Source organism: Lactobacillus sp. B3795 (assembly GCF_026535805.1).
Lineage (GTDB): Bacteria > Bacillota > Bacilli > Lactobacillales > Lactobacillaceae > Apilactobacillus > Apilactobacillus kunkeei_C.
In genome coordinates this window covers 165836-187725 of the sequence record NZ_JAFNPE010000015.1, presented here as the reverse complement: position 1 = coordinate 187725, position 21890 = coordinate 165836, and the positions used below count along the sequence as shown (strand labels likewise).

Sequence of the window (21890 nt, the reverse complement as noted above, 5' to 3'; positions counted from 1 at the left end):
ACCAAAAATGATATATATCTAAAAAGGTATATTTTAAAAAGGGGAATATAATATGAATTGGTTATTAATTTTAATTACGTTTTTAGGGGTAAATCTAGACTTCTTTTTCATCCTACTTTTATTGTTGAAGAAACATAAATTAGGTTCAGTTATGATGGGGTATCTAATTGGATTATGGGTACTACTAATACTAAGCTTTAGTGTTGGTCAAATTTTAGACCGTTTTCTACCGGAATGGATACTAGGTTTGCTGGGAATCCTACCTATCTACATGGCCTTAAAGGATGAGGACGAAGACGCTAAAGAGGTGAATCACAAGTCACCAGTCGTGATTACACTAGTTACTTACCTATCAGTATGTGCTGGATGCAACCTGGCATTGTTCTTGCCGGTGCTATCTACTATTAGTGCGATTCAAATATTAGAAGTGATTGCGGTATTAACCGTTTTATCAATTCTGGTAATTTTGATTATCAAGTGGATTGGTAATATCAAACCAATCAATGATTTGATGGAAAAATACGGTGAGATTATGACAAAGGTGGTCTACATCGGTGTCGGAATCTACGTACTGTTTGATAGCGGCTTAATTGCCCATATTGTTTCTTGGTTTTAGGGGATGTTTAAATGCAGGATAAAATGAAAATCATTGAAGAGGTTGCAGCCATTTACAAGGTATTGAGTAATGAACGCAGAATTTTAATAATTACTTCCTTAATGGATGCGGACAAATCATTAAGTGTTAATCAGATTTGCGGAGAGACTAATCTCGATCAACCGGTGGTTTCAAAACAACTAGGTATCCTATATAAGTATCAAATTGTTTGTAAGGAAAAAGTCGGGACCAGCGTGTTATACGGTGTCGACGATCCGCACGTAGTAGAGATGATTTCAGACATGGTTCAACACGTTAAACATGAGATGGTGGGTAAACCACATCCAAAGAATTTATTTTAATTTTGCAAAGTTAACGTGATAAATCTGTTATACTGATTTTTAGAAAATTAATCGCAAGGAGTAGAAAATGGCTGATTTAGTTTACAGGAGAGTGTCATCCGACTTGAAGCAAAAGATAGTCGATAACCAATTTCCTAACAAGCGCTTGCCCGACGAGCGAACATTAAGTGAGACATACCACGTAAGCCGCAGTTCAGTGAAACGGGCGTTGAAAGTGTTAGCTGATGACGGCATTATTTTCAAAAAACGTGGTTCAGGAACTTTTATCAATCCACTATTTATGAAGAATAAGACTATTTTTCATTACGAAGGTTCTAACCTAGGGATTACTGACAGTATGAAGAGTCAGGGGAAAGTTCCAAAGATTAAGCTATTGAGTTTCAAGGTTGTACCTGCCAGCAAGGAAATTCAACAAGACTTATTCTTAGCTGACGGAGATTTCGTGTATGAAATTCAACGACTTCGTTTGTTTGATGACAAACCGTTCATGATAGAAACAGGATACATTCCAATTAAGATTGCTCCTGAACTAACACAAGAGATTGTTGAAAAGTCGATCTTTAACTATGTTGAAGACACAATAAACAAGAGTGTCACACGTTCATTCCTATCAATTTTGGCTAGTCCATCGAATGAACAAGATCAAGAACTACTTAATTTAAAACCAACCGAACCAGTTGGTGTCATGGAAGGGATTTTCTTCCTAGATGACGGGACTCCATTTGAGGTCTCAAACATGCGTCTGCACTATCAATATTTGCGTTACAATACTTTCGTTATGGTGTAGAAATTTAATACAAAAAAGTTATGAAAATCATTGGACTATTATCGAAAAATCGTTCATAATAATGACGATGTAATAATGGTTTAATCGCAATGAAGAAATTGGACCGTATCAATTTGCAAAAAGGTTGACTTTTTGTAAAAAGTCTTTATTATATTCATTGTAATTAAAATTATCGGGCGTAGTCTGATGATTTTTCCATTATTAATTTCAATAGTTTTTATTTTAAAAGGAGTGTTAATTAATGGCTCAAGATTTCGATTCCAAGCAATACTTGGAAGAATTAGATAAATACTGGCGTACTGCTAACTACTTATCAGTAGGTCAACTATATCTAAAAGATAACCCATTATTAAAGAGAGAATTAACATCAAGTGATGTTAAAGTTAAGCCTATCGGTCACTGGGGTACTATCGTATCTCAAAACTTTATTTACGCACATTTAAACCGTGTTATTAACAAGTATGACCTAAACATGTTCTACATTGAAGGTTCAGGTCACGGTGGCCAAGTTATGGTATCTAACTCATACATTGATGGTAGTTACTCAGACATTTACCCAAACATCTCACAAGATGAAAAGGGTATGGCTAAATTATTCAAACAATTCTCATTCCCTGGTGGAGTTGCATCACATGCTGCCCCTGAAACTCCAGGTTCAATTCATGAAGGTGGAGAATTAGGTTACTCACTAGCCCACGGTGTTGGTGCTATCTTTGATAACCCTGATGTAATTGCCGCTGTTGAAATTGGTGATGGTGAATTAGAAACTGGTCCTCTAGCTGCAAGTTGGTTCTCAGATAAGTTTATCAACCCAGTTAAAGATGGTGCCGTTCTACCAATCATTAACTTAAACGGTTTCAAGATTTCTAACCCAACTATCATGTCACGTATGTCAGACCAAGAAATTACTGACTACTTCAAGGGTATGGGCTGGAAAGCTTACTTCGTTGAAAACGAACAAGACTTCGATGATCACATGGCTTACCACGAAAAGATGGCTAAGGTTATGGACGAAGCTGTTCAAGAAATTAAAGACGTACAAAAGAATGCACGTGAAAACCAAACTGCTGACACTGCTACTGAACCAGTATGGCCAGTAATCGTTGTTAGAACTCCAAAGGGTTGGACTGGTCCTAAGTTTGACTTAGACGGTAACCCAATTGAAAACTCATTCCGTGCTCACCAAATCCCAGTTGATGTTTCATCAGACAAGATGGAACACGCTGACCTAATCGTTAACTGGTTGAAGTCATACAAACCAGAAGAACTATTTAACGATGACGGTACTATCAAGGATGACATTAAGGCTCTAGCACCTAAGGGTGACAGAAGAATGTCAGTTAACCCTATCACTAACGGTGGTATCGATCCTAAGCCACTTATCTTACCAGACGTTAAAGAATTTGCTGTTGACGTTAAGACTCCAGGTGAAACTGTAGCCCAAGATATGGCTGTATGGAGTAACTGGTTAGGTGCCGTTATGAAGGCTAACCCAGATAACTTCCGTGCATTTGGTCCTGATGAATCAATGTCAAACCGTCTATTCGGTGTGTTTGCTGAAACTAACCGTCAATGGATGGAAGAAATTATGGAACCAAATGACCAATACGTATCACCATCAGGTCGTTTAATCGATTCACAACTTTCAGAACACCAAGCTGAAGGTTGGTTAGAAGGTTACGTATTAACTGGTCGTCATGGTTTCTTCGCAACTTACGAATCATTCGGTCGTGTTGTTGACTCAATGTTAACTCAACACTTCAAGTGGTTACGTAAAGCTGCTGACCAACCATGGAGAAAGAAGTACCCATCATTGAACTTTGTTGATACTTCAACTGTATTCCAACAAGATCACAATGGTTACACTCACCAAGATCCAGGTATGTTAACTCACTTAGCTGAAAAGAAACCAGAATTCATTCGTGAATACTTACCAGCTGATGCTAACACATTATTAGCTGTTGGTAACGTTGCTTTCGCCAGCCAAGAAAAGATTAACTTAATCATTACTTCAAAACACCCACGTCCACAATGGTTCTCAATTGAAGAAGCTACTAACCTTGTAAACAATGGTTTAGGTTACATCGACTGGGCTTCAACTGACCAAGGTCAAGAACCTGACGTAGTTATTGCTGCTGCTGGTACTGAACCAACTTGGGAATCACTAGCTGCTATCTCATTACTACACGACGAATTCCCAGAAATGAAGATCAGATTCATCAACGTTGTTGACTTCTTGAAACTACGTTCACCTAAGGTTGACCCTCGTGGTTTAACTGATGAAGAATTTGACCGTCTATTCACTACTGACAAGCCAGTTGTATTCGCATTCCACGGATTCGAAGGTCTTGTTAAGGATGTATTCTTCGATCGTCACAACCACAACGTTCACGTTCACGGTTACCGTGAAAACGGTGATATCACTACACCATTCGACATGCGTGTATTGAACCAACTAGATCGTTACGACCTAGCTAAGGAAGTTGTAAACGACATTCCAGAATACTCTGTTAAGGGTGCATCATTCGTACAACGTATGAACGACATGGTTGACAAGCACAATGCTTACATCCGTGAAGTTGGTACTGACTTACCAGAAGTTAACGAATGGCAATGGAAACCATTAAAGTAATTAGATAATTTATCTGATTTACTTATGGTCAAACCATAAAGAAAAGAACCGTATCTTTTGATACGGTTCTTTTTGTTTACATAAATATTTTAAACGAATCGGGAAGTGGTGACTTAATCTCGATTCGATCCATATAATAAGGTCTAATTAACGTTAACTTCCAAGAATGAAGTAACATATCATCATTATCTGAATTAGGGTTATACAAAGGGTCGCCCACAATCGGGTGGCCAATGGATGCTAAATGGACCCTAAGTTGATGAGTTCGCCCAGTATGCAGAGATAATTCGACTAAAGAATTGTTGTCAGTGGTAGATTGCACCATATAGTCGGTTTTAGCTTTAAGAGGTTTGATGCCATCAATTCTTCGTTTGCGTTTATCACCTGGGTCAAAGCCAATTGGCTTATCGATGGTTCCGGTTGGAGGAGTGATGATGCCATCGGTCCAGGCTAGGTAGTTTCGATGAATGACCTTATCCTTGATTAGTCGAACCAATATAGGGACCACTGCAGGATTTTTGCCGACAATGATGGCTCCTGAGGTGAATTGATCCAAACGGTGAATCATAAATGCATGCTGATTGGTTTGATTGAGGTAGGCCTCACAGAAGTTCAATAGAGTGTTGGTCTCACCAGGTTGATTAGGGTGGGTCTTGAATCCGCTTTGCTTATTGACCACCAATAAATCTGCATCTTCGTATAAGATTTCAGGTTTAATTGAACTATCTGGGATTAAATTTTGTACCGGCAACGAAAAATCATCTTCAACAAACGTAAGATGGATTTCATCACCGTTCTTAATCGCGAAATTCATGGGTAAATACTTATTGTTAACCAAGACCCGTTCATTGGTCCTCAAGTCGAATATGAGGTGCTTAGGGATTAATAATTGCTTTTGTAGGTATTCTCGTAGTGATGTTTCTTCATTGAGTTTTGAAACAGTTAGTTTATATTCCCATTTTTGCATTTTTTCACCTCTTTTAGTCAAATGTGTTACTATATTCAGTCGAGTTGTGATAAGGTGTAAATAGTAATTTTAAACCGGAGGGCATTATGGATAAAAAGATTATCAGCCTTTGGAGTCTCTTATCACTATTAATGTTTATTATATGTGATTTTTTAATGGGTGAAAATGCCCAAGATCTAATCAAGACAATTATCGTTGCCGCAGTATTATATCTACTTCTAATTATAGGTGGTTTACTTAAGTGGCGTCTAGCTTACCACTTCCTATTATTTGTTGTGGGTATCTATACTTTAGCGATGATTAGAATTGTATTTATCTTTGCGACCCAAAGCCATAGTGGTGTTTCAGTACTAGCAGTCGTATTTGCGGTGCTAGGAATTATTGTAAACTTATTGTGGTATCGAATCGCCGCAAAACAAATTAAAAGCGACTACGTAAGAATCGTTAAAAAGAACGTAAAAAAATAAGATAGGTGTTTTAATAATATGGAAATGGATGCACAAAAATTTATCGATGATGTAACTGATGAAAGTTTTGAAACTTACTCAGCTGAAGTATCTTTGAAGGATTTGAAGAATGATACTGCAAAGGCATTTCAACCATTGATGGAATTCATGGAAGAACAAGTGAACAGCGGCCGTTTGGCCTCTGCATTACTACAAGTGAAGGGTGAAGACATTAGTTTTTACCTACAAAACAATATCGTTAACTTACCATATAGATACATCAAGAATATCTCAAAGATGATGAGTGACGAAACTAACTGCCCACTAAACGTCTACATGTTCGTAGAATCACCTGATGTGAACCGTTCAAAGATGCGTATTGATGAATTATCATCACAAGATGACTTTGCGGTCAACGCTGATTTAAGTGCTAAATTGGGTGCATGGGCAAATGACCAACTTGCTTCAATCGAAGAAAATCAAAAGATTGAACAAGAAGCTGCCGAAAAGACAGACAAGAAAAAGCCAGCTGCTAAGAAGAAAACTGCTAAAAAGACTACCAAGAAAAAATAGTCTAAATCACTCTTATGTGTTATACTACTTGTTGCGATGAGTCGAGGAGATCGCGCAACTACGGTTGTATTCACAAGATGTGATTAAGCGATATTTTCGAAGGGGACACATTATGCGGACGTAATTCGCGTGTCTGATATGTTGGTGATGTGAACACCACTTATCCGTCTACTTAGTAGATGCCAAAAAGAGCGTAACTTCATTTGAAGTTACGCTCTTTTTTATTTAGTTATTTTTGTTTTGAATCATTTCACCCATCTTAGTTAGTGATGAAGGGGCATCTTCTTGATCCATATGAACTTGAATTAAAACAAATTTATCTTCAGTTGATTGTGCTTTATCTAAAGCATCAACTAATTCAGATTCTGTACTTACGTCAAATGTCATAAATTGATCTTGCTTGGCACCGAACGCTTGAGGCATTAGTGTGTAGTCTAGTTTGGCAACGTCATTGTATGATTTCTTCATACCATGAATAAGTCTTTCAACGGTGTAACCGTTGTTGTCGATTACTAACATGATTGGATGTAGGTCATGTTTGATTAGTGTACCTAATTCTTGGATGGTAAGTTGTAGTGAACCTTCACCGGTAGAAAGGACGTGACGACTGTTATTGTCAGCTAGTTGACCACCAATCATTGAGGGGAAAGCATAACCGATAGATGCCCAAAGTGGTTGAGCACTGAAATCGACACTATCTGGAAGTGTGAAAGGTGATAGCCCTGAGAATGAAGTACCACTTTCGGCAACAAGTGTTTGACCAGGTTTAATAGAGTTAATAACAGCTCTATCGTAGAAGTCTTGAGTTAGGACTTTATCTGAAGGAGTTGCTGGTAAAACGGGCTTTAATTCTACTGTATTTGTAAGTGGTTGTTTAAGATGCTTATCACTGATTGCTTTAACAACTTGGTAGAAACTGTAGTCACCAATTAAATCTCTGTGTGATCCAAAGAAATCGAAGTCGTCATTTGAAATGTTGATGATTTTTTCTTCAGTAAAACTTTGTGTAAACATAGATGTTACGAAGTCGGTTAATTTCGCTCCGAAATTGATTACTAAATCCGCTTCATCGACAATTTGCTTTGTGGGTTCATCAGTTAAAGCACCGCTATAAGTTCCGATGAATTGTGGTAATGATTCATTTAAGGCACACTTACCAAGACCTAGGTCGGTGAATAATAAATTGTTGTTAACGACAAATCTTTCGATGAAATGGGCCAATTGACGATTCTTTAACTCGTGACCTACTAATACCAATGGGTGTTTAGCGTTGTTAATTGCTTGAACTAGTCTTTCTGCAATTGTGTTGTTAAAGTCGGTTACTTCTTCATCTCTATTGAAGATAGCAGCAAATGATTCTTTGATACTTGGATTGACTGGGATTTTAGCGACATCAATTGGAAGTGTTAAGTAAGCTGGCTTACCAGTTTTGATGATGTATTTAACGATTTCGTTAATATCATCAACTGTATTTTTGGCGGTTAGATCCTTAACCTTTAATCCCATTACTTCGTGCATCTTAGTGAATTTTTCAAATTCACCATCTCCGAATGTGTGGTGAACCAATAACTTTTGGTCCATGTTTTCAGTTTTGGGTGCACCAACAATTGAAAGAACAGGAATGTTTTCTGCTAAACTACCAGCTAAACCGTTATCGGAGCTTAGGTCACCAACTCCAAATGTTGTCACAAGTGCAGCGAAGCCGGTTTTCTTAGCGTAACCATCAGCCATATAGGCAGCATTTAGTTCGTTTGCGTTTCCTACCCATGTCATATCATTACGATCGACGATGTGGTCTAGAAATTCTAGGTTATAGTCACCGGGAACACCGAATACGTGGTCATTTCCCATAAATTTAATAACATCAATTAAGTAATCTGAAACTGTATACATAATAAATTATCCCCTTTGCATATTGAATATCATTATCATATTGCCAAAATAAGGGGCCAACAATTATCAATGTGTTACTATATTGATAACAATAAGTTATCAATTAAAGAAAGGGAGTTCATATGGATGGAAAACTATACACTTAACCAGTTATCATATTTCTATAAATTAGCGGAAAAGTTGAACTATCGAACGGCCGCTGAAGAACTCCTTATTAGTGAACCAGCGTTAAGTAAACAAATTAAGCAGTTAGAAAATGCATTTGGTGTCAAACTCTTTAATAAGGTTGGACGCAATATTAAGCTAACTGAAGAAGGTAAACAAATTACTTTAAAAGTTGGACAGGTGCTAAGAGAAGTGGACTCACTTAATCAAGTTGCTAGTCAGTTCAATGATCCAAATTCTGCGACGCTAAAGATTGGGATATCTGGTAACCAATTTATCTATAAATATATCCACCGTTTAAAGAAACATTTTAATAACCTAAAGATATCGATTCACGAAATGGAAACCAATATGATTTTATCTTCACTGAAGAAAAACGAAATTGATATTGGTGTGCTATATGAGGATGTTAGTGATTCTCAGCTTGTCACGCATGCCAGTTTTAACGATGAAATTGTCGCTTTGGATTTTTCTGAAGATAAGAACGAAACGGATTTTATTTCATCCAGTGAATTAAAGAACAAGGATATGGCCGTACTTAGGGATGGGTACTTTATTAGAGGGATGATGGATGATTATTTTGCTAGTCATTTGATTACGCCCAATTACCAATTTGAACTGAACAACTACCAAAGCTGTATCAGAATTGCCGAAGAAATGAAGGCTGTTACTTTTGTGACGACATCTTATTTAGATTCAATTGATGCATCAAAGTTAAATGTTCTAAAGATTAACGATATGCATTCTCTCTTGAAGATGAGTCTTGTCACACCAAAGGAAAAGAGCATTTCAGAACCAATTAGAGAATTAATTAATTTAATCAACAAAAAAGACTAGTTCATACGAACTAGTCTTTTTATTTTACTAAGTATAGTTGATCTTTGATTAAGTCAAATGGTTTGTGGTGACGGTTTAAGTTTTTAACGTCATCGTTTTCGATGAATTCTGCGTTGTCCCAGAATTGCTTAGAATCGGTGGCACCGTACTTTTCACCAATGGTGATTAGTGGAATGTCCTTACCAGATTCACGGATGGCTGATAATAACTTCCAGTCGATATCGATACCATCAGGTGACCAGCACATGATGATGTAGTCAATGTCGTCCTTGTACTTATTGAAGGCATCGATTGCGTCCAATGATTCAACGTCGGTAACTAGATGTTTACCGGTTTCGTTTTCCTTCTTCCATGCAAGGTTATCGGTGCAAATGACATCAGCACCATTCTCACGTAATCCTTTTGAGATGTATCCATTTCCGGCCATCACTTCCAAGGCTTTTTTGCCATTTAAGAACTTGGCAATGTCATTGGTGAATGGGGCGGAGATGTATGCCCACATCCCGTATTGTTCTTCTAAGTAGTCACGGAATTCACGTAAGTCTTGATCTAGTTTTGGTAATTGATCAACGAATTGGTTCCAGACGGCGTCGCCCTTAGGGTCGCCCATTGGGTACTTTTCGTTCACGTAAGCGAAGATGGTGTCTTGGATATCGTCAGGCAATAACAATACCGGTAAATCTTGTGGTAATTGGTTTTGTTGTAATAAACGGTCTGCTTCTAAAACGTTATTGATTAGATATTTAATGTCAGAAAAATCATTGAATAAATCATAGTACTTCTTCATTCTTTCGATGTATGAAGGCTTATGAATGATTTTTTTATTTTTCTTCATTTTCTTAAGTAGTTTCTTTTTATCCATTGTCTAACTCCCTTGAGTTGCTTAATTATTATTTTATGGGAAAACCGAGATGAATGCAAAAAGAGGGTATTATGTCATATGATATAACATAATGTGCCATAAACTTGGATTTAAATTCAAATTAAAGACAATTAACCCTGTACTTATTTAATTTTAATGATATAATATGTTACATGATATAACATTATAAGGAAATGAAGGTAGATATTGATGGATTTAGCAAGTACGGGATTTGTTTTTATTTCAAGTATTTTAGTTCTGTTTATGACACCGGGTCTAGCATTCTTCTATGGGGGCCTAGTTTCAAAGAAAAACGTTGTTAACACTACCATGTCAGTATTCATTATGACTGGTTTAGCAGTTATTCTTTGGGTTGTATTTGGTTACAGCCTTTCATTCTCAGGTGATATAGGTGGATTTATTGGGAACCTAGCCCATCCATTTATGAATGGAATTGATCTTACATCACTTACACCAACTAAGATTCCAGTAAGCATTTACTCAATCTTTGAAATGATGTTTGCGGTTATTACTCCAGCGCTATTCGTTGGTGCGATTGTTGGTCGTATTCGTTTCAAGTTCTTATTATGGTTTGTAATACTATGGTCAATTATCATTTACTACCCAATGGTACACATGGTATGGTCACCAACTGGATTCTTAGCAAAGCTTGGTACTTTAGACTTTGCTGGTGGAACTGTCGTACATATTAATGCAGGGGTTACTGCGTTGGTATTATCCATTTACCTAGGTAAGCGTTTAAACTTTGGTAAAGAAACTAAGCACTACAACCTTTCATGGGTATTGTTAGGTACTACCATTCTTTGGATTGGTTGGTATGGTTTCAATGCCGGATCAGCTTTAGGTGTAAACAATGTCGCAATGCAAGCTACCATGACATCAACTGTTGCTGCCGCAACTTCAATGATGGTATGGATGCTATTAGATATGCACTTTGTTGGTAAGCCACAATTAGGTGGTATCTGTACTGGTACACTTTGTGGACTTGTTGGTATCACTCCAGCTGCTGGTTTCGTAACTATCGCCGGAGCTTTTGCAATCGGAATCGTTGCTACTCTAGTAAGTTACTTCTACGTAAACGTGCTAAAGGCTAAAGTAGGTGCAGATGACACACTTGATGCATTCGGTTGTCACGGAGTTTCAGGAATGGTCGGAAGTATCATGACTGGTCTATTTGCTACTAAGGCAGTAAACAGCTCAGTTGTAGACAATGGTCTATTCTACGGTGGTGGTTTCAAGTTATTCCTAACTCAAATCATCGCTACTTTAGTAACAATCATCTTCGTTGCAGTGGCTTGTGCAATTATTATTTCACTACTAAAACTAGTAATGCCAATGCGTGTAACTGAAGAAGAAGAAAGAGCCGGACTAGATATCGTAGAACACGGTGAAGCTGCCGATTACATGGTTTCATACGGTGAAACTGGCAAGGATCACAGTAAGGATATCGAAGTTAACGCTGATGAGTTTAAGGGGCAAATTAACCACTTAGACAATCCAAATCTACCAAAAGATTAAAAATATTATACCTTTCAAAAGACCGCAATAGCGGTCTTTTTGCTTGTTTAATTAAAAATAAATTAGAAAAATATGATAAAAAGTGTTGACTTTTATTATTTACGGCATTAGTATTTATTCAATCAAATAAATCAGACAACAAAAAGATCGGGAGAGTAACCCTTGAAGATAGTTCAGAAAGTCTACGGTAGCTGTGAGTAGATCGATTCGACAAAGGTGAAGATGGCCCGTTAATTGGCAGCGTCGATACTTAAACGCTGATGGGGTGGCAACCATTATTAATTGCACACGTTGATAGACGTTAGTGAGGGATGTAGTGTAAGCTGCATCCAAATTAGAATGGTACCGCGGAATCCGCTTCTAGTATTTATACTAGGAGCGGATTTTTTTATTTGATAAAAAATTCATTAAAACTTTAGAGGAGTGATTGATATGACACAAGTAGCAACTAAGCAAAAACATTTTGATATCGTAGGTAGTTTCTTAAGACCAGAGGAACTAAAGCAAGCAAGAGAAGACTTCAGCAACGAAAAGATTACTAAAGCAGAATTGACTGAGATTGAAAACAAGTTGATCAAAGATTTAGTTAAAAAAGAAATTGCTAACGGTTTAAAGATTGTTACTGACGGTGAATTCCGTCGTAGCTACTGGCATTTAGATACCTTCTGGGGTTTTGATGGAATCAAACATACCAAACAAGAACATGGTTACATCTTCCATGACGTTGAAACCAGAAATGACTCAGCTCAATTAGATGGCAAGATTAAGTTCAATCCTAATCATCCTGACTTATTAGCATTCAAGTACTTACAATCATTGATTGAAGACAATGATGAAGTGATTGCCAGACAAAGCATTCCATCACCAGCTCAATGTTACTTAGAACTAGTAAGAGGACCTGAAAATGTCGCCGCCTTACAAAAGGTATACGGAACTGACACCGACGCATTAATTCATGATTTAGGTTTGGCATACCACGATTTAATTCTTGCTTTATACGATGCTGGTTGTCGCGACGTTAAGTTAGACGACTGTACCTGGGGCTTACTTGCTGATCCAGATGGTTGGGCATTAGTAAAAGATGGTTTTGATAACCTCCAACAATTACTAGACTTAAACCTAAAATTCAACAACGAAGCCATTCGCGACTTACCTGAAGACTTACGTATCAGCACTCATGTATGTCGTGGTAACTACGCATCAACATGGGCATCAAAAGGTGGCTATGCTCCGGTTGCCAAAACACTATTTGGTAAGGAAAACGTTCAAGCATACTACCTAGAATTTGACGATGACCGTTCAGGATACTTTGCACCACTTGCTGAAGTTTCAAAAGGAAAAGACGTTGTCTTAGGTCTAGTTACCAGCAAACGTCCAGAACTAGAAGATCAAAAAGTCTTAATTCAACGTGTAAACGAAGCTACCGAATATGTAGATTTAAAACACTTATCATTAAGTACTCAATGTGGATTTGCTTCAACTGAAGAAGGAAACCACCTAACGGAAGAACAACAATGGGCCAAGATTAGATTAGTAGTCGACACTGCTAAGAAGATCTGGGGCGAATAATAAACAAAACATACCAATGAATAGAAGAGTAGACTAATTACTTTGATAGAGAGCTGCGGATGGTGAAAAGCAGTAAGTTAATTTTTCTATAGATGGTCTAGGAGGTATCGTCCAGCAACGGATGCGGTCAATTGCCGATATTCAATTAATCGTAATTTACGATGAGTGGGTAATGAAAATTACCAAACTGGGTGGTACCACGCTAACGGCGTCCTTTGATTATAAATAATCGAGGGATGCCGTTTTTTATTAGGAGGTGAAGATATGAGTAAGACCGACATTATCAGTTTTGAAAACGTCAATAAAACGTTCGAAACTGATGAAGGACAAAACGAGGTTTTGTCCGGTGTAAATTTAAAAATTGAACAAGGTAAGATATTCGGTATCATCGGATATTCCGGAGCCGGTAAATCGACGTTAATTCGTTGTATTAACGGTTTGGAACTACCAACTTCAGGATCCATCAAATATCTTGATACGGTGGTCAACGAACTGAGTGAAAAGGGACTAATTGATTTGAGAAGTGAAATCAGTATGATTTTCCAACAGTTCAACTTGATGCCCCAAAGAACGATTGCTGAAAACGTCGCATTGCCGATTAAGTACAAAAAAATCGGAAAGAAGCAAACGGCAGCTAAGGTTGACGAACTACTATCATTGGTTGGTCTATCCGACAAAGCGGATGCATATCCGAATTCACTTTCCGGAGGCCAAAAGCAAAGAGTAGCGATTGCTAGAGCGTTGATTAATGACCCGAAGGTATTGCTTTGTGATGAAGCGACTAGTGCATTGGATCCGGAAACGACGGATTCAATCCTGGAAATCTTAAAAGAACTAAATCAAAAACTTAATATCACAGTCGTTGTGGTAACCCATGAAATGAAAGTAATTGAGCAAATCTGTGAAGATGTTGCTGTTCTACATAATGGTCGGATTGTTGAGACTGGAAACGTCTATGATGTTTTCTCCCATCCAAAAGAAGAGATTACCAAACGTTTCGTCAAGACAACCACCAACTTAAACGTTTCAAAGGGATTGTATCAAGCACTAGGTTTACCTGAAGGTCACCGCTTAATTCGGGTGACTTACAACAATGAAAACACGATTGATCCAGTTATTTCATTGGTATCTAGAAAGTACAACGTCGACATCAGCATCTTGTTAGGTGATATCAAATTAATCCAAGGTAAACTCGTTGGTGGGTTGATTATCTCCGTTGAAGGAAACGAGGAAGATATCGAAAATGCCTACAAGGAATTAAAACTAAACATTGGAATTGAAGTGGAGGTGATTAACGATGTTGAATAGTCTATTTCCAAACGTTGGAACGAACTGGCCTGAATTCACCCAATCAATTGTCGAAACGATTGAAATGGTGATCTTATCCGGAATTATTTCATTAATTATCAGTTTGGTCATCGCAGTCATCTTGGTAGTCACCAAGCACGATGGAATTAAGCCCAACTTCATCATCTTTAATATCTTCGATAAATTAATCAATTTATTTAGAAGTATTCCATTCATCATTCTAATTGTTGCGTTAATTCCACTAACTACATTGATTTCTGGAACTGCCATCGGGGTAACCGGGACCATCTTCCCATTGGTTGTCGGAATTACACCATTCTTTGCCCGTCAGATTGAATCAGCGTTAAACGAAATTGATCCTGGTTTAATTGAAACCGGTAAGGCAATCGGTTTAAGCAACTTCCAAATTGTGAAGTCAATCTATCTACATGAAGGTATCATTAGTATCACTAGAATGACTACTACCACAATCGTTAGTCTAATCGGACTAACCGCCATCGTCGGAGTTGTTGGTGGAGGGGGCTTAGGAAACTTCGCCATTCAATATGGATACCAACAAAACCAATTTGATGTAACGATGGCCTGCATCATCGTATTACTAATCTTAGTCACAATTGTCCAAGTAATTGGAACATTAATCGCGGAACTATTAACCCGCTAAAGGAGCGTTTTATATGAGTCAAAAAAGTAGTCATAATAAAAAGAAAGTCGCTAGTTTATCAGCTATCTTAGTAGCGATTCTAGTCGTTGTATTAGGTTTCATTATCGTATCTGGTCACAACAAGTCAGGCGAAAGCGCCAAGGGCAAAAAGGTTGTCACCGTCGGAATTATTGGTAGTAACGATGTGCCAATCTGGAAACAAGTGAACAAGGAATTAGCAAGTAAACACATCTACGCTGACGTAAAAGTATTCAGTGACGGTGAAGCGTTAAACCAAGCAACCAATAGTGGTCAAATTGATATTAACTCTTTCCAACACTATGCATTCCTACACCAAGAAGTAAGTCAAAAGAACTACAAGCTTACCGCAATTGGTAACACTTATATCCAACCTTTGAACATCTATTCAAAGAAGATTAAGAACGTTAAGGATCTAAAGGAAGGCGACAAGATTGCCATTCCAAACAACCCAACTAACGCCGGTAGAGCATTGAAGGTATTGGAAAAGGCCGGCTTAATCAAGACTAACCCAGCTAAAGGTTACTCACCAACAGTATCTGATATCACAAGTAACCCTAAGAAGTTACAAATCATCGAAGTCGACCCAGCAGCCATCATCAAGTTATTACCTAACTTCGCAGCTGGAATTACCAACTCTAACTTCGTTCAAGCTAACCACTTGAACCCAGCTAAAGATTCAATTTTTGCAATCGCACCAAACATCAACGATTCATACAACAAGCCATGGATTAATATCTTGGTAACTAAGACTTCAGAAGAAAACAACAAGACCTATAAGGAGGTGGTTAACGCATACCATTCTAAAGCGGTATACGACCTAATCGAAAAGGAATACAAGGGCGTATCTTTACCAGCATTTAAATACTAATTCGTTTTTGAAAGGAAGATTATTATGGCAAAAGTAGAAACAAAGGTAGAAAGTTTTACATTAGATCACACAGCAGTAAAGGCACCTTACGTGCGTTTAATCACAGAAGAACATGGACCAAACGGCGACACAATCGCTAACTTTGATTTACGTCTAGTTCAACCAAATGAAGAAGCAATCCCAACTGCCGGATTACATACCATTGAACATTTACTTGCAGGACTATTACGTGACCGTTTAGACGGTGTTATCGACTGTTCACCATTCGGTTGTCGTACTGGTTTTCATTTAATCACCTGGGGTAACCCTGGAAACGATAAGGTAGCGTTAGCATTAAAGGATTCACTACGAGCAATCAGAGATGACATCGAATGGGAAGATGTCCAAGGTACTACTGCAGAAAGCTGTGGTAACTACCGTGATCATTCATTATTCTCAGCAAAGGAATGGTGCAAGACTATTTTGGACGAACAAATTAGTACTGAACCATACGAACGAAAAGTAATCTAAAACAAATGAGGTGAAAGATATGGATTTATGGCAATACTATTGGTTCCGCGCCGTCGCATTTATTGTGTTTTGGTTAGGTTATTTCTTATTGATGACATGGGCATATGTTGGCAGACCCCATATCTTTCATCGACTAAAAAACAAAAAATGAGTGCTATGTACAATTACGAAAAAAACTCCAGAAAATATTCTGGAGTTTTTTACATTTTATAATCATCAAAATTTAAATTAAGTTCTTCTTGGTATGCTTCTGGTTGTTCACCGTCTTCTAAGTATTGACGGTCCTTGCCATGAAGATAACCATTGATAAGTTGGTATACTTCGTATCGATCTTGTTGATCCAAAGTGTGGTTACCAAAGGTTAGTTCATTTTTCTCCATCAAGACGCTACCTAGATTGAAATGTTCAACAGAAGTTCTTCCTGTCAAATAATCCATGCTGACGTTGAAGTACAATGCCAGTTTTTTGATTTCGACATACGAAGGTGAACGAATCCCACGTTCCCAATTACCAATTTGTGAAGGGGTATTTTTGTGTTCATCTTCTGGAAATCTTTCGTTTAGATTGTTTGCAAGTTGGTTCATACTGATATGTTGCCCTTTACGAAGAGCTCTTAATCGAATCGGAAACATTTACAACACCTCTACGCATATTATAACCGAAAATGCGTTAAATTGGCGGGTAGTTGCTTTTTTTTTATTGAAACTCTATACTCGAATTATTAAATACTGAAATGGAGAGCACTATCTTGAAAAAGAAAACCAAAATCTTACTAGCGACCGTGATTACTTTAATCGTATTGACGGTAGTTGGTTTTGTGGGCGCGGGGATGTATTTTTACAACGTCGCCGTGGTTCCTTCACACAAGACCTTTTTAAGTAACGATAAAATTAAGAAGAATTCACCACTATATCCAGGTACCAAGTGGTACTACAACGTCAAAAAGATTCACTGGACCCAAAAGTCTGCGACCGGAAACTTAAAGCTGGTGGCTAACTACATTCCAGCAGAGAAGAAGACTAACAAGACCGTGGTGATTGCCCACGGCTACATGGGTAGTAAGGAAAAGATGGCTCCTTATGCCTACATCTTCCATCAAATGGGTTACAACGTTTTAACTCCCGATGATAGGGGCCAAGGCTAAAGCGAGGGTAATTACGTTGGTTATGGTTGGCCAGATCGTCTCGACTACATTAAATGGATGAAAAGAGTCATCAAGTACCAAGGACCAAAGACTGAAATCGTGATGTTTGGTGTCAGCATGGGGGGAGCTACTACCATGATGGTATCCGGTGAAAAAGACGTGCCACACCAAGTTAAAGCATTCATTGAAGACTGTGGTTACACCAGTGTTTCCGATGAAATTAACTACGAAGCCGGTCAACTTTACAACATGCCAGCATTCCCACGTTGGCCATTGGTTCCAATCCTAAGTGGAATTACCCACATTAGAGCCGGATACAGCATGTACGAAGCTTCATCACTAAACCAAGTGAAGAAGAATCACCGTCCAATGCTATTCATTCATGGGGCCAACGATAAGTTCGTACCAACTCGCATGGTTTACCCACTATACAAGGCAAGCAAGGGACCAAAACAACTACTTGTTGTGAAAAATGCAGCCCATGCTGCTTCTTATCAAACTAATCCAAAGTTGTATGTTGATACAATTAAGGGATTTTTGAACAAATATTTTAAATAATATTAAAGGCGTTAGATGTTGAATCTAGCGCCTTTTTCGTAATTTTAAAAACTTTCAGTGTATCAAATAGGGGGTTAAATGTTATTATAGATAGTGTGTAATAACACCATCAAACAATACGTTTAATATTCGTTAAAAAAATAAATAAAAATAATCAGAAAGGAGGACGCTTTTTGATTGAACTAGCCGCATTAGTATTTTTAATCGCTGGTGCTTTATTAGGTTTTTGGGTTAGTGATATGCGCATCAAGGGTCAAGTTGACGCTGCCAAAAGTAAGGCTGCACAACATTTACAAAAGACCGCCGATGAGACTGCCGTAAAGGCTAAGCAAATCATTGCTGATGACAAAGAAGACATCATGCAATACCAAAAGATTGCAGACGATGAAATCGAGTCTCAAAAAGAAGAAAATATCACCCGTGAAAACCGTTTGAACCAACACGAAAAGTACTTGGAACAAATGAAGAACCGATTAACTAAATATACTAATGATTTAAATGAACGCAGCGATGAACAAGCTAAGGTCCAAGATGATATCGATGACGTCATGCATCAAGCCGAAGACATTTGGCAACAACGTGAATTGACACTTCAATCAATCAGTCATATCGATAAGAACTATGCTCGTCATGCTGTGTTGAATCATACCGAAAACGCTCTTCGTCGTGAAAAAGACATCGAAGTTAAGTACAACTTGTCCGAAAGCAAGGTTGCCGCTAACAAGATTGCTAATGACCTAGTAATTGAAGCTATTCAAAGAGGCCCTAGGGATGAACCTAGAAGTCACATTGAAAGAAACATTGCCTTGCCAAGTAGCGACATCAAATCCAAGTTAATTGGTAAGGACGAACAACATGTTCGTCTACTACAAACACTAACTGGAACTGATTTAATCTTTGATGAAGACTACCCATTACTACTTCACATTGTTACTCATGATCCAATTAGAAGAGAAATTGCTCGTACAACTATTGAAAGTCTGATCATTTCTCGTCACTTTACCAACAGCAACATCGAGTATCTGGTTAATACCACTACTCAAAAGGTTAACGCGGCTTTACGTGAAACCGGTGAAACAGTTGTTCACTCACTCCACGTTGGACGTGTTCATCCTGACTTGATGAAGATTATTGGTAAATTGAAGTTTAGAACTAGTTATGGTCAAAACGTTTTATACCACTCAATTGAAACTGCTCAATTGACCGGTGCCTTGGCTGCCGAATTAGGTTTGAATACCCAATTGGCCAAGCGTGCTGGATTACTTCACGATATTGGTAAAGCCATTGACCACGAAGTTGGTGGAACCCACGTTGAATTAGGGGTCAAACTAACTGAGGCCTTTGGTGAAAACGAAGTCGTTGTTAATTCAATTGCTTCTCACCACGGTGACGTTGAACCAACTGATCCAATCGCTATTCTTGTTGCCACCGCCGACGCCATTTCTGGTGCTCGTCCAGGAGCTAGAAGTGAATCAATTGAAGAATACGTCAGTCGTCTACGTAACCTAGAAAACATTGCTAACCAACACAAGGGTGTTCGCGATAGCTATGCCATCCAGGCTGGACGTGAAATCAGAATTATTGTAAATCCTGAAATGTTAAATGATGATAACAGTAAGTTATTGACTAAACACGTTAAGGATCAAATTCAAGATGAATTGACTTATCCGGGTAAGATTAAGGTTACTACTATTCGTGAATTAAAAGCTGTTCAATACGTTGGTAAGAATAAGAAACGCAATCATAATACAGTTAAAGAAGCTTAATGCTATTATTGTTAAACTAAAAAGAGTCCCAAAACATGAAGTTTTGGAACTCTTTTTTTATGGTCTGTAGATGACCTTAAAGTTATGATTGTTTTCAGCTTTAATGGTCTTGTGTTCTCTTAAGTAATCAGCGATTAATTGACTCATCATTCGATCATCTGACTTGATAATCTTGTCTTGAGAAAACATTTGGTAGTTTCCACCACCGACGGCACGATAGATGTTTAACACGATTTTTAATTCGGCGTCGTCATCGATTGGTTTGCCATGGTAGGTCAAATCTTCGATACGGTGACCAACTGGTTTAGCGACGTTAATCACGTAGTCGACACCTTCATACATATCGTAGTTGTAATGCTTTAGCTTAGGGAAAATGTAGTCATGGTTCACACCAATCTTACCGTTTTGGTAGTCAAAGTACTTGGCGCTAGTTTCCATGGCGGCCTTTAATTCGGCACCAGTAATCTTAAGCACGGATAGACTGTTAGGGTAAACGTAGTTAGTGATGATATTTCTCATTGTAATCGGATTTTCAAAACCGTGAGCTTCATCATTAAATAGGGCGGTTGCCGAAATGTCTACTCCCATAGTTTGCATCTGAATGTTTTGAATGAACTGGATGAAACTGGTCTTGTTTAAACGTGCTTCAAAGGCGTAATCAAAGTCCATTGATCCTTCGATATGAGCCATTGGTTCATCTAACCACTTGTTGATTTGTTCTTGGATGTCGTCCAACTTATTGGCGATTTCATGATCAACTTGGTACTTCTTAGTTGGAATTAATTCGACTTCACTGGATTGAACAAAATATTTACCATTGTCATCTTGTTGAACATCTAATTCGATGTGTCCAACGTATTGACCACGATGACCTGGTTGAATGATTGGGACGCCCAATAGGTGACCAGCAATCTTTCTGTGTTGGTGACCGGTGATAATGGCATCGACACCGTCAACATGTGCTAGGATATCGTATGTTTCGTTTTCACCATTTAAGACTTCGGTTGGGACACCTTCTTCATCACGTTCGATTCCGCCGTGATAAACGATGACGTTTAAATCGGTTTTTTCGCTCATTTCAGGGATGTATTTGGCGGCGGTGTCCTTGGCAGAAAGGAAGGTTAGACCGGCTAAATGGGAGTTCTTTTCCCACTTAGTGGTACCTTGAGTGGTTAGACCCAAGAATCCGACCTTTACACCATTAATATCTTTAATTTCATATGGATTACCAAATGGGTGGGTACCATCTTCATCAATAATATTGGCACAAAGAAAATGGCGATTACACTCATTTATGGTGTTGTGTAGGTATGATAATCCGTAATTAAACTCATGATTTCCTAATACTCCAAAATCGTAATCAACGGCATTAAAGACGTCGTTAATTTGTTTTGGTGCGGATTGTTTTTTGATTTCAGCAATATAGTATGCCAATGCTGATCCTTGCAAGAAATCCCCGTTATCGATGGCTACGACGTTATCCAGCTTGGTTCTAAGATCCTTGATTGCTGTAGCGCAACGAAGCACCCCAAAGGGTTTATCGTCCTTTAAGTTCACATAGTTAGTGGGGAACAAAAAGCCGTGTGTATCACTTGTCTCTAAAAGATTTATTTTCATCGTGCCACCCCCGTATTGAATTATCATGATTCTTCCGTTTCTTTTGTTGTGTATATTTTATCACTTTTTTAAAAATGAAAAATTAAGATTTGATTAACATTTACCTTTTCTTAATAAAAATTTAAATTGATTTATCTTATAGGTATGTTAAGATGATTACAGTTAATTGTATTTACATTTAGTAAGTACTACTAACCTAACCATAATTGT

General features: G+C 38.0%; 19 protein-coding genes, 1 pseudogene and 1 other annotated feature. Of the genes and pseudogenes, 15 read left to right on the top strand and 5 right to left on the bottom strand.

Features of this window, described 5'->3' with window-relative positions; all coding sequences use genetic code 11:
- Positions 1-52 precede the first annotated feature (52 nt).
- The 4 genes from J3U50_RS06880 (at position 53) to J3U50_RS06865 (ending at position 4376) form a co-directional block, all read left to right on the top strand.
- Positions 53-616 (top strand): cadmium resistance transporter, encoded by a 564-nt coding sequence (locus J3U50_RS06880; RefSeq protein ID WP_301945917.1) that lies wholly within the window; start codon positions 53-55, stop codon positions 614-616.
- 11 nt (positions 617-627) lie between these two features.
- Positions 628-957: a helix-turn-helix transcriptional regulator gene (locus J3U50_RS06875; RefSeq protein ID WP_301945916.1), complete on the top strand. Its 330-nt coding sequence runs from the start codon at positions 628-630 to the stop codon at positions 955-957.
- 67 nt (positions 958-1024) lie between these two features.
- A complete protein-coding gene (locus J3U50_RS06870) occupies positions 1025-1744 on the top strand; it encodes a GntR family transcriptional regulator (RefSeq protein ID WP_053796204.1) in 720 nt (239 codons plus the stop codon).
- A 241-nt stretch (positions 1745-1985) separates the two neighbouring features.
- Positions 1986-4376 (top strand): phosphoketolase, encoded by a 2391-nt coding sequence (locus J3U50_RS06865; protein ID WP_301945915.1) that lies wholly within the window; start codon positions 1986-1988, stop codon positions 4374-4376.
- A gap of 76 nt (positions 4377-4452) precedes the next feature.
- On the opposite strand, the gene J3U50_RS06860 is transcribed toward J3U50_RS06865, so the two are convergent.
- On the bottom strand, positions 4453-5343 hold the full coding sequence (locus J3U50_RS06860) for an RluA family pseudouridine synthase (RefSeq protein ID WP_301945914.1): 891 nt from the start codon (positions 5341-5343) through the stop codon (positions 4453-4455).
- Positions 5344-5429: 86 nt separating this feature from the next.
- Between J3U50_RS06860 and J3U50_RS06855 the strand changes: the two genes are divergently transcribed.
- Entirely contained in the window at positions 5430-5810 is a 381-nt protein-coding gene (locus tag J3U50_RS06855; RefSeq protein WP_301945913.1) for a hypothetical protein, read from the top strand.
- A gap of 18 nt (positions 5811-5828) precedes the next feature.
- On the top strand, positions 5829-6362 hold the full coding sequence (locus J3U50_RS06850; RefSeq protein ID WP_301945912.1) for a hypothetical protein: 534 nt from the start codon (positions 5829-5831) through the stop codon (positions 6360-6362).
- A 225-nt stretch (positions 6363-6587) separates the two neighbouring features.
- Here J3U50_RS06850 and J3U50_RS06845 read toward each other — a convergent pair whose 3' ends face one another.
- Complete coding sequence (locus J3U50_RS06845) at positions 6588-8255, bottom strand: alpha-keto acid decarboxylase family protein (RefSeq protein WP_301945911.1); 1668 nt, start codon at positions 8253-8255, stop codon at positions 6588-6590.
- A 126-nt stretch (positions 8256-8381) separates the two neighbouring features.
- Here J3U50_RS06845 and J3U50_RS06840 point away from each other — a divergent pair, with 126 nt between their 5' ends.
- On the top strand, positions 8382-9257 hold the full coding sequence (locus tag J3U50_RS06840; protein ID WP_301945910.1) for a LysR family transcriptional regulator: 876 nt from the start codon (positions 8382-8384) through the stop codon (positions 9255-9257).
- A gap of 19 nt (positions 9258-9276) precedes the next feature.
- Here the strand turns inward: J3U50_RS06840 and J3U50_RS06835 are convergent, their stop codons facing one another.
- Entirely contained in the window at positions 9277-10119 is an 843-nt protein-coding gene (locus J3U50_RS06835; RefSeq protein ID WP_301945909.1) for an SAM-dependent methyltransferase, read from the bottom strand.
- 210 nt (positions 10120-10329) lie between these two features.
- Between J3U50_RS06835 and J3U50_RS06830 the strand changes: the two genes are divergently transcribed.
- From J3U50_RS06830 to J3U50_RS06805, 6 genes are all read left to right on the top strand, one after another.
- A complete protein-coding gene (locus tag J3U50_RS06830) occupies positions 10330-11658 on the top strand; it encodes an ammonium transporter (RefSeq protein WP_034530975.1) in 1329 nt (442 codons plus the stop codon).
- Between the two features lie 134 nt (positions 11659-11792).
- Positions 11793-12023, top strand: a binding site (T-box leader).
- A 67-nt stretch (positions 12024-12090) separates the two neighbouring features.
- The gene (locus tag J3U50_RS06825; RefSeq protein ID WP_301945908.1) at positions 12091-13227 is read left to right on the top strand and encodes a 5-methyltetrahydropteroyltriglutamate--homocysteine S-methyltransferase; all 1137 of its coding nucleotides are present in this window, start codon (positions 12091-12093) and stop codon (positions 13225-13227) included.
- 264 nt (positions 13228-13491) lie between these two features.
- Complete coding sequence (locus tag J3U50_RS06820) at positions 13492-14535, top strand: methionine ABC transporter ATP-binding protein (RefSeq protein ID WP_301945907.1); 1044 nt, start codon at positions 13492-13494, stop codon at positions 14533-14535.
- Positions 14525-15196, top strand: coding sequence for a methionine ABC transporter permease (locus tag J3U50_RS06815; protein WP_053791411.1), 672 nt, complete (start codon positions 14525-14527; stop codon positions 15194-15196). Before J3U50_RS06820 ends, J3U50_RS06815 begins: the two co-directional genes overlap by 11 nt.
- A gap of 13 nt (positions 15197-15209) precedes the next feature.
- A complete protein-coding gene (locus J3U50_RS06810; protein WP_301945906.1) occupies positions 15210-16085 on the top strand; it encodes a MetQ/NlpA family ABC transporter substrate-binding protein in 876 nt (291 codons plus the stop codon).
- Between the two features lie 24 nt (positions 16086-16109).
- Positions 16110-16595, top strand: coding sequence for an S-ribosylhomocysteine lyase (locus tag J3U50_RS06805; RefSeq protein WP_053796214.1), 486 nt, complete (start codon positions 16110-16112; stop codon positions 16593-16595).
- A 200-nt stretch (positions 16596-16795) separates the two neighbouring features.
- On the opposite strand, the gene J3U50_RS06800 is transcribed toward J3U50_RS06805, so the two are convergent.
- A complete protein-coding gene (locus J3U50_RS06800; protein WP_034530974.1) occupies positions 16796-17227 on the bottom strand; it encodes a helix-turn-helix transcriptional regulator in 432 nt (143 codons plus the stop codon).
- Positions 17228-17328: 101 nt separating this feature from the next.
- On the opposite strand from J3U50_RS06800, the pseudogene J3U50_RS06795 reads away from it, so the two are divergent.
- Positions 17329-18297: pseudogene (locus J3U50_RS06795) on the top strand (alpha/beta hydrolase).
- A 173-nt stretch (positions 18298-18470) separates the two neighbouring features.
- Complete coding sequence (rny, locus tag J3U50_RS06790) at positions 18471-20063, top strand: ribonuclease Y (RefSeq protein WP_054607842.1); 1593 nt, start codon at positions 18471-18473, stop codon at positions 20061-20063.
- 57 nt (positions 20064-20120) lie between these two features.
- On the opposite strand, the gene J3U50_RS06785 is transcribed toward rny, so the two are convergent.
- The gene (locus J3U50_RS06785) at positions 20121-21680 is read right to left on the bottom strand and encodes a bifunctional UDP-sugar hydrolase/5'-nucleotidase (RefSeq protein ID WP_301945905.1); all 1560 of its coding nucleotides are present in this window, start codon (positions 21678-21680) and stop codon (positions 20121-20123) included.
- Positions 21681-21890: the final 210 nt, after the last annotated feature.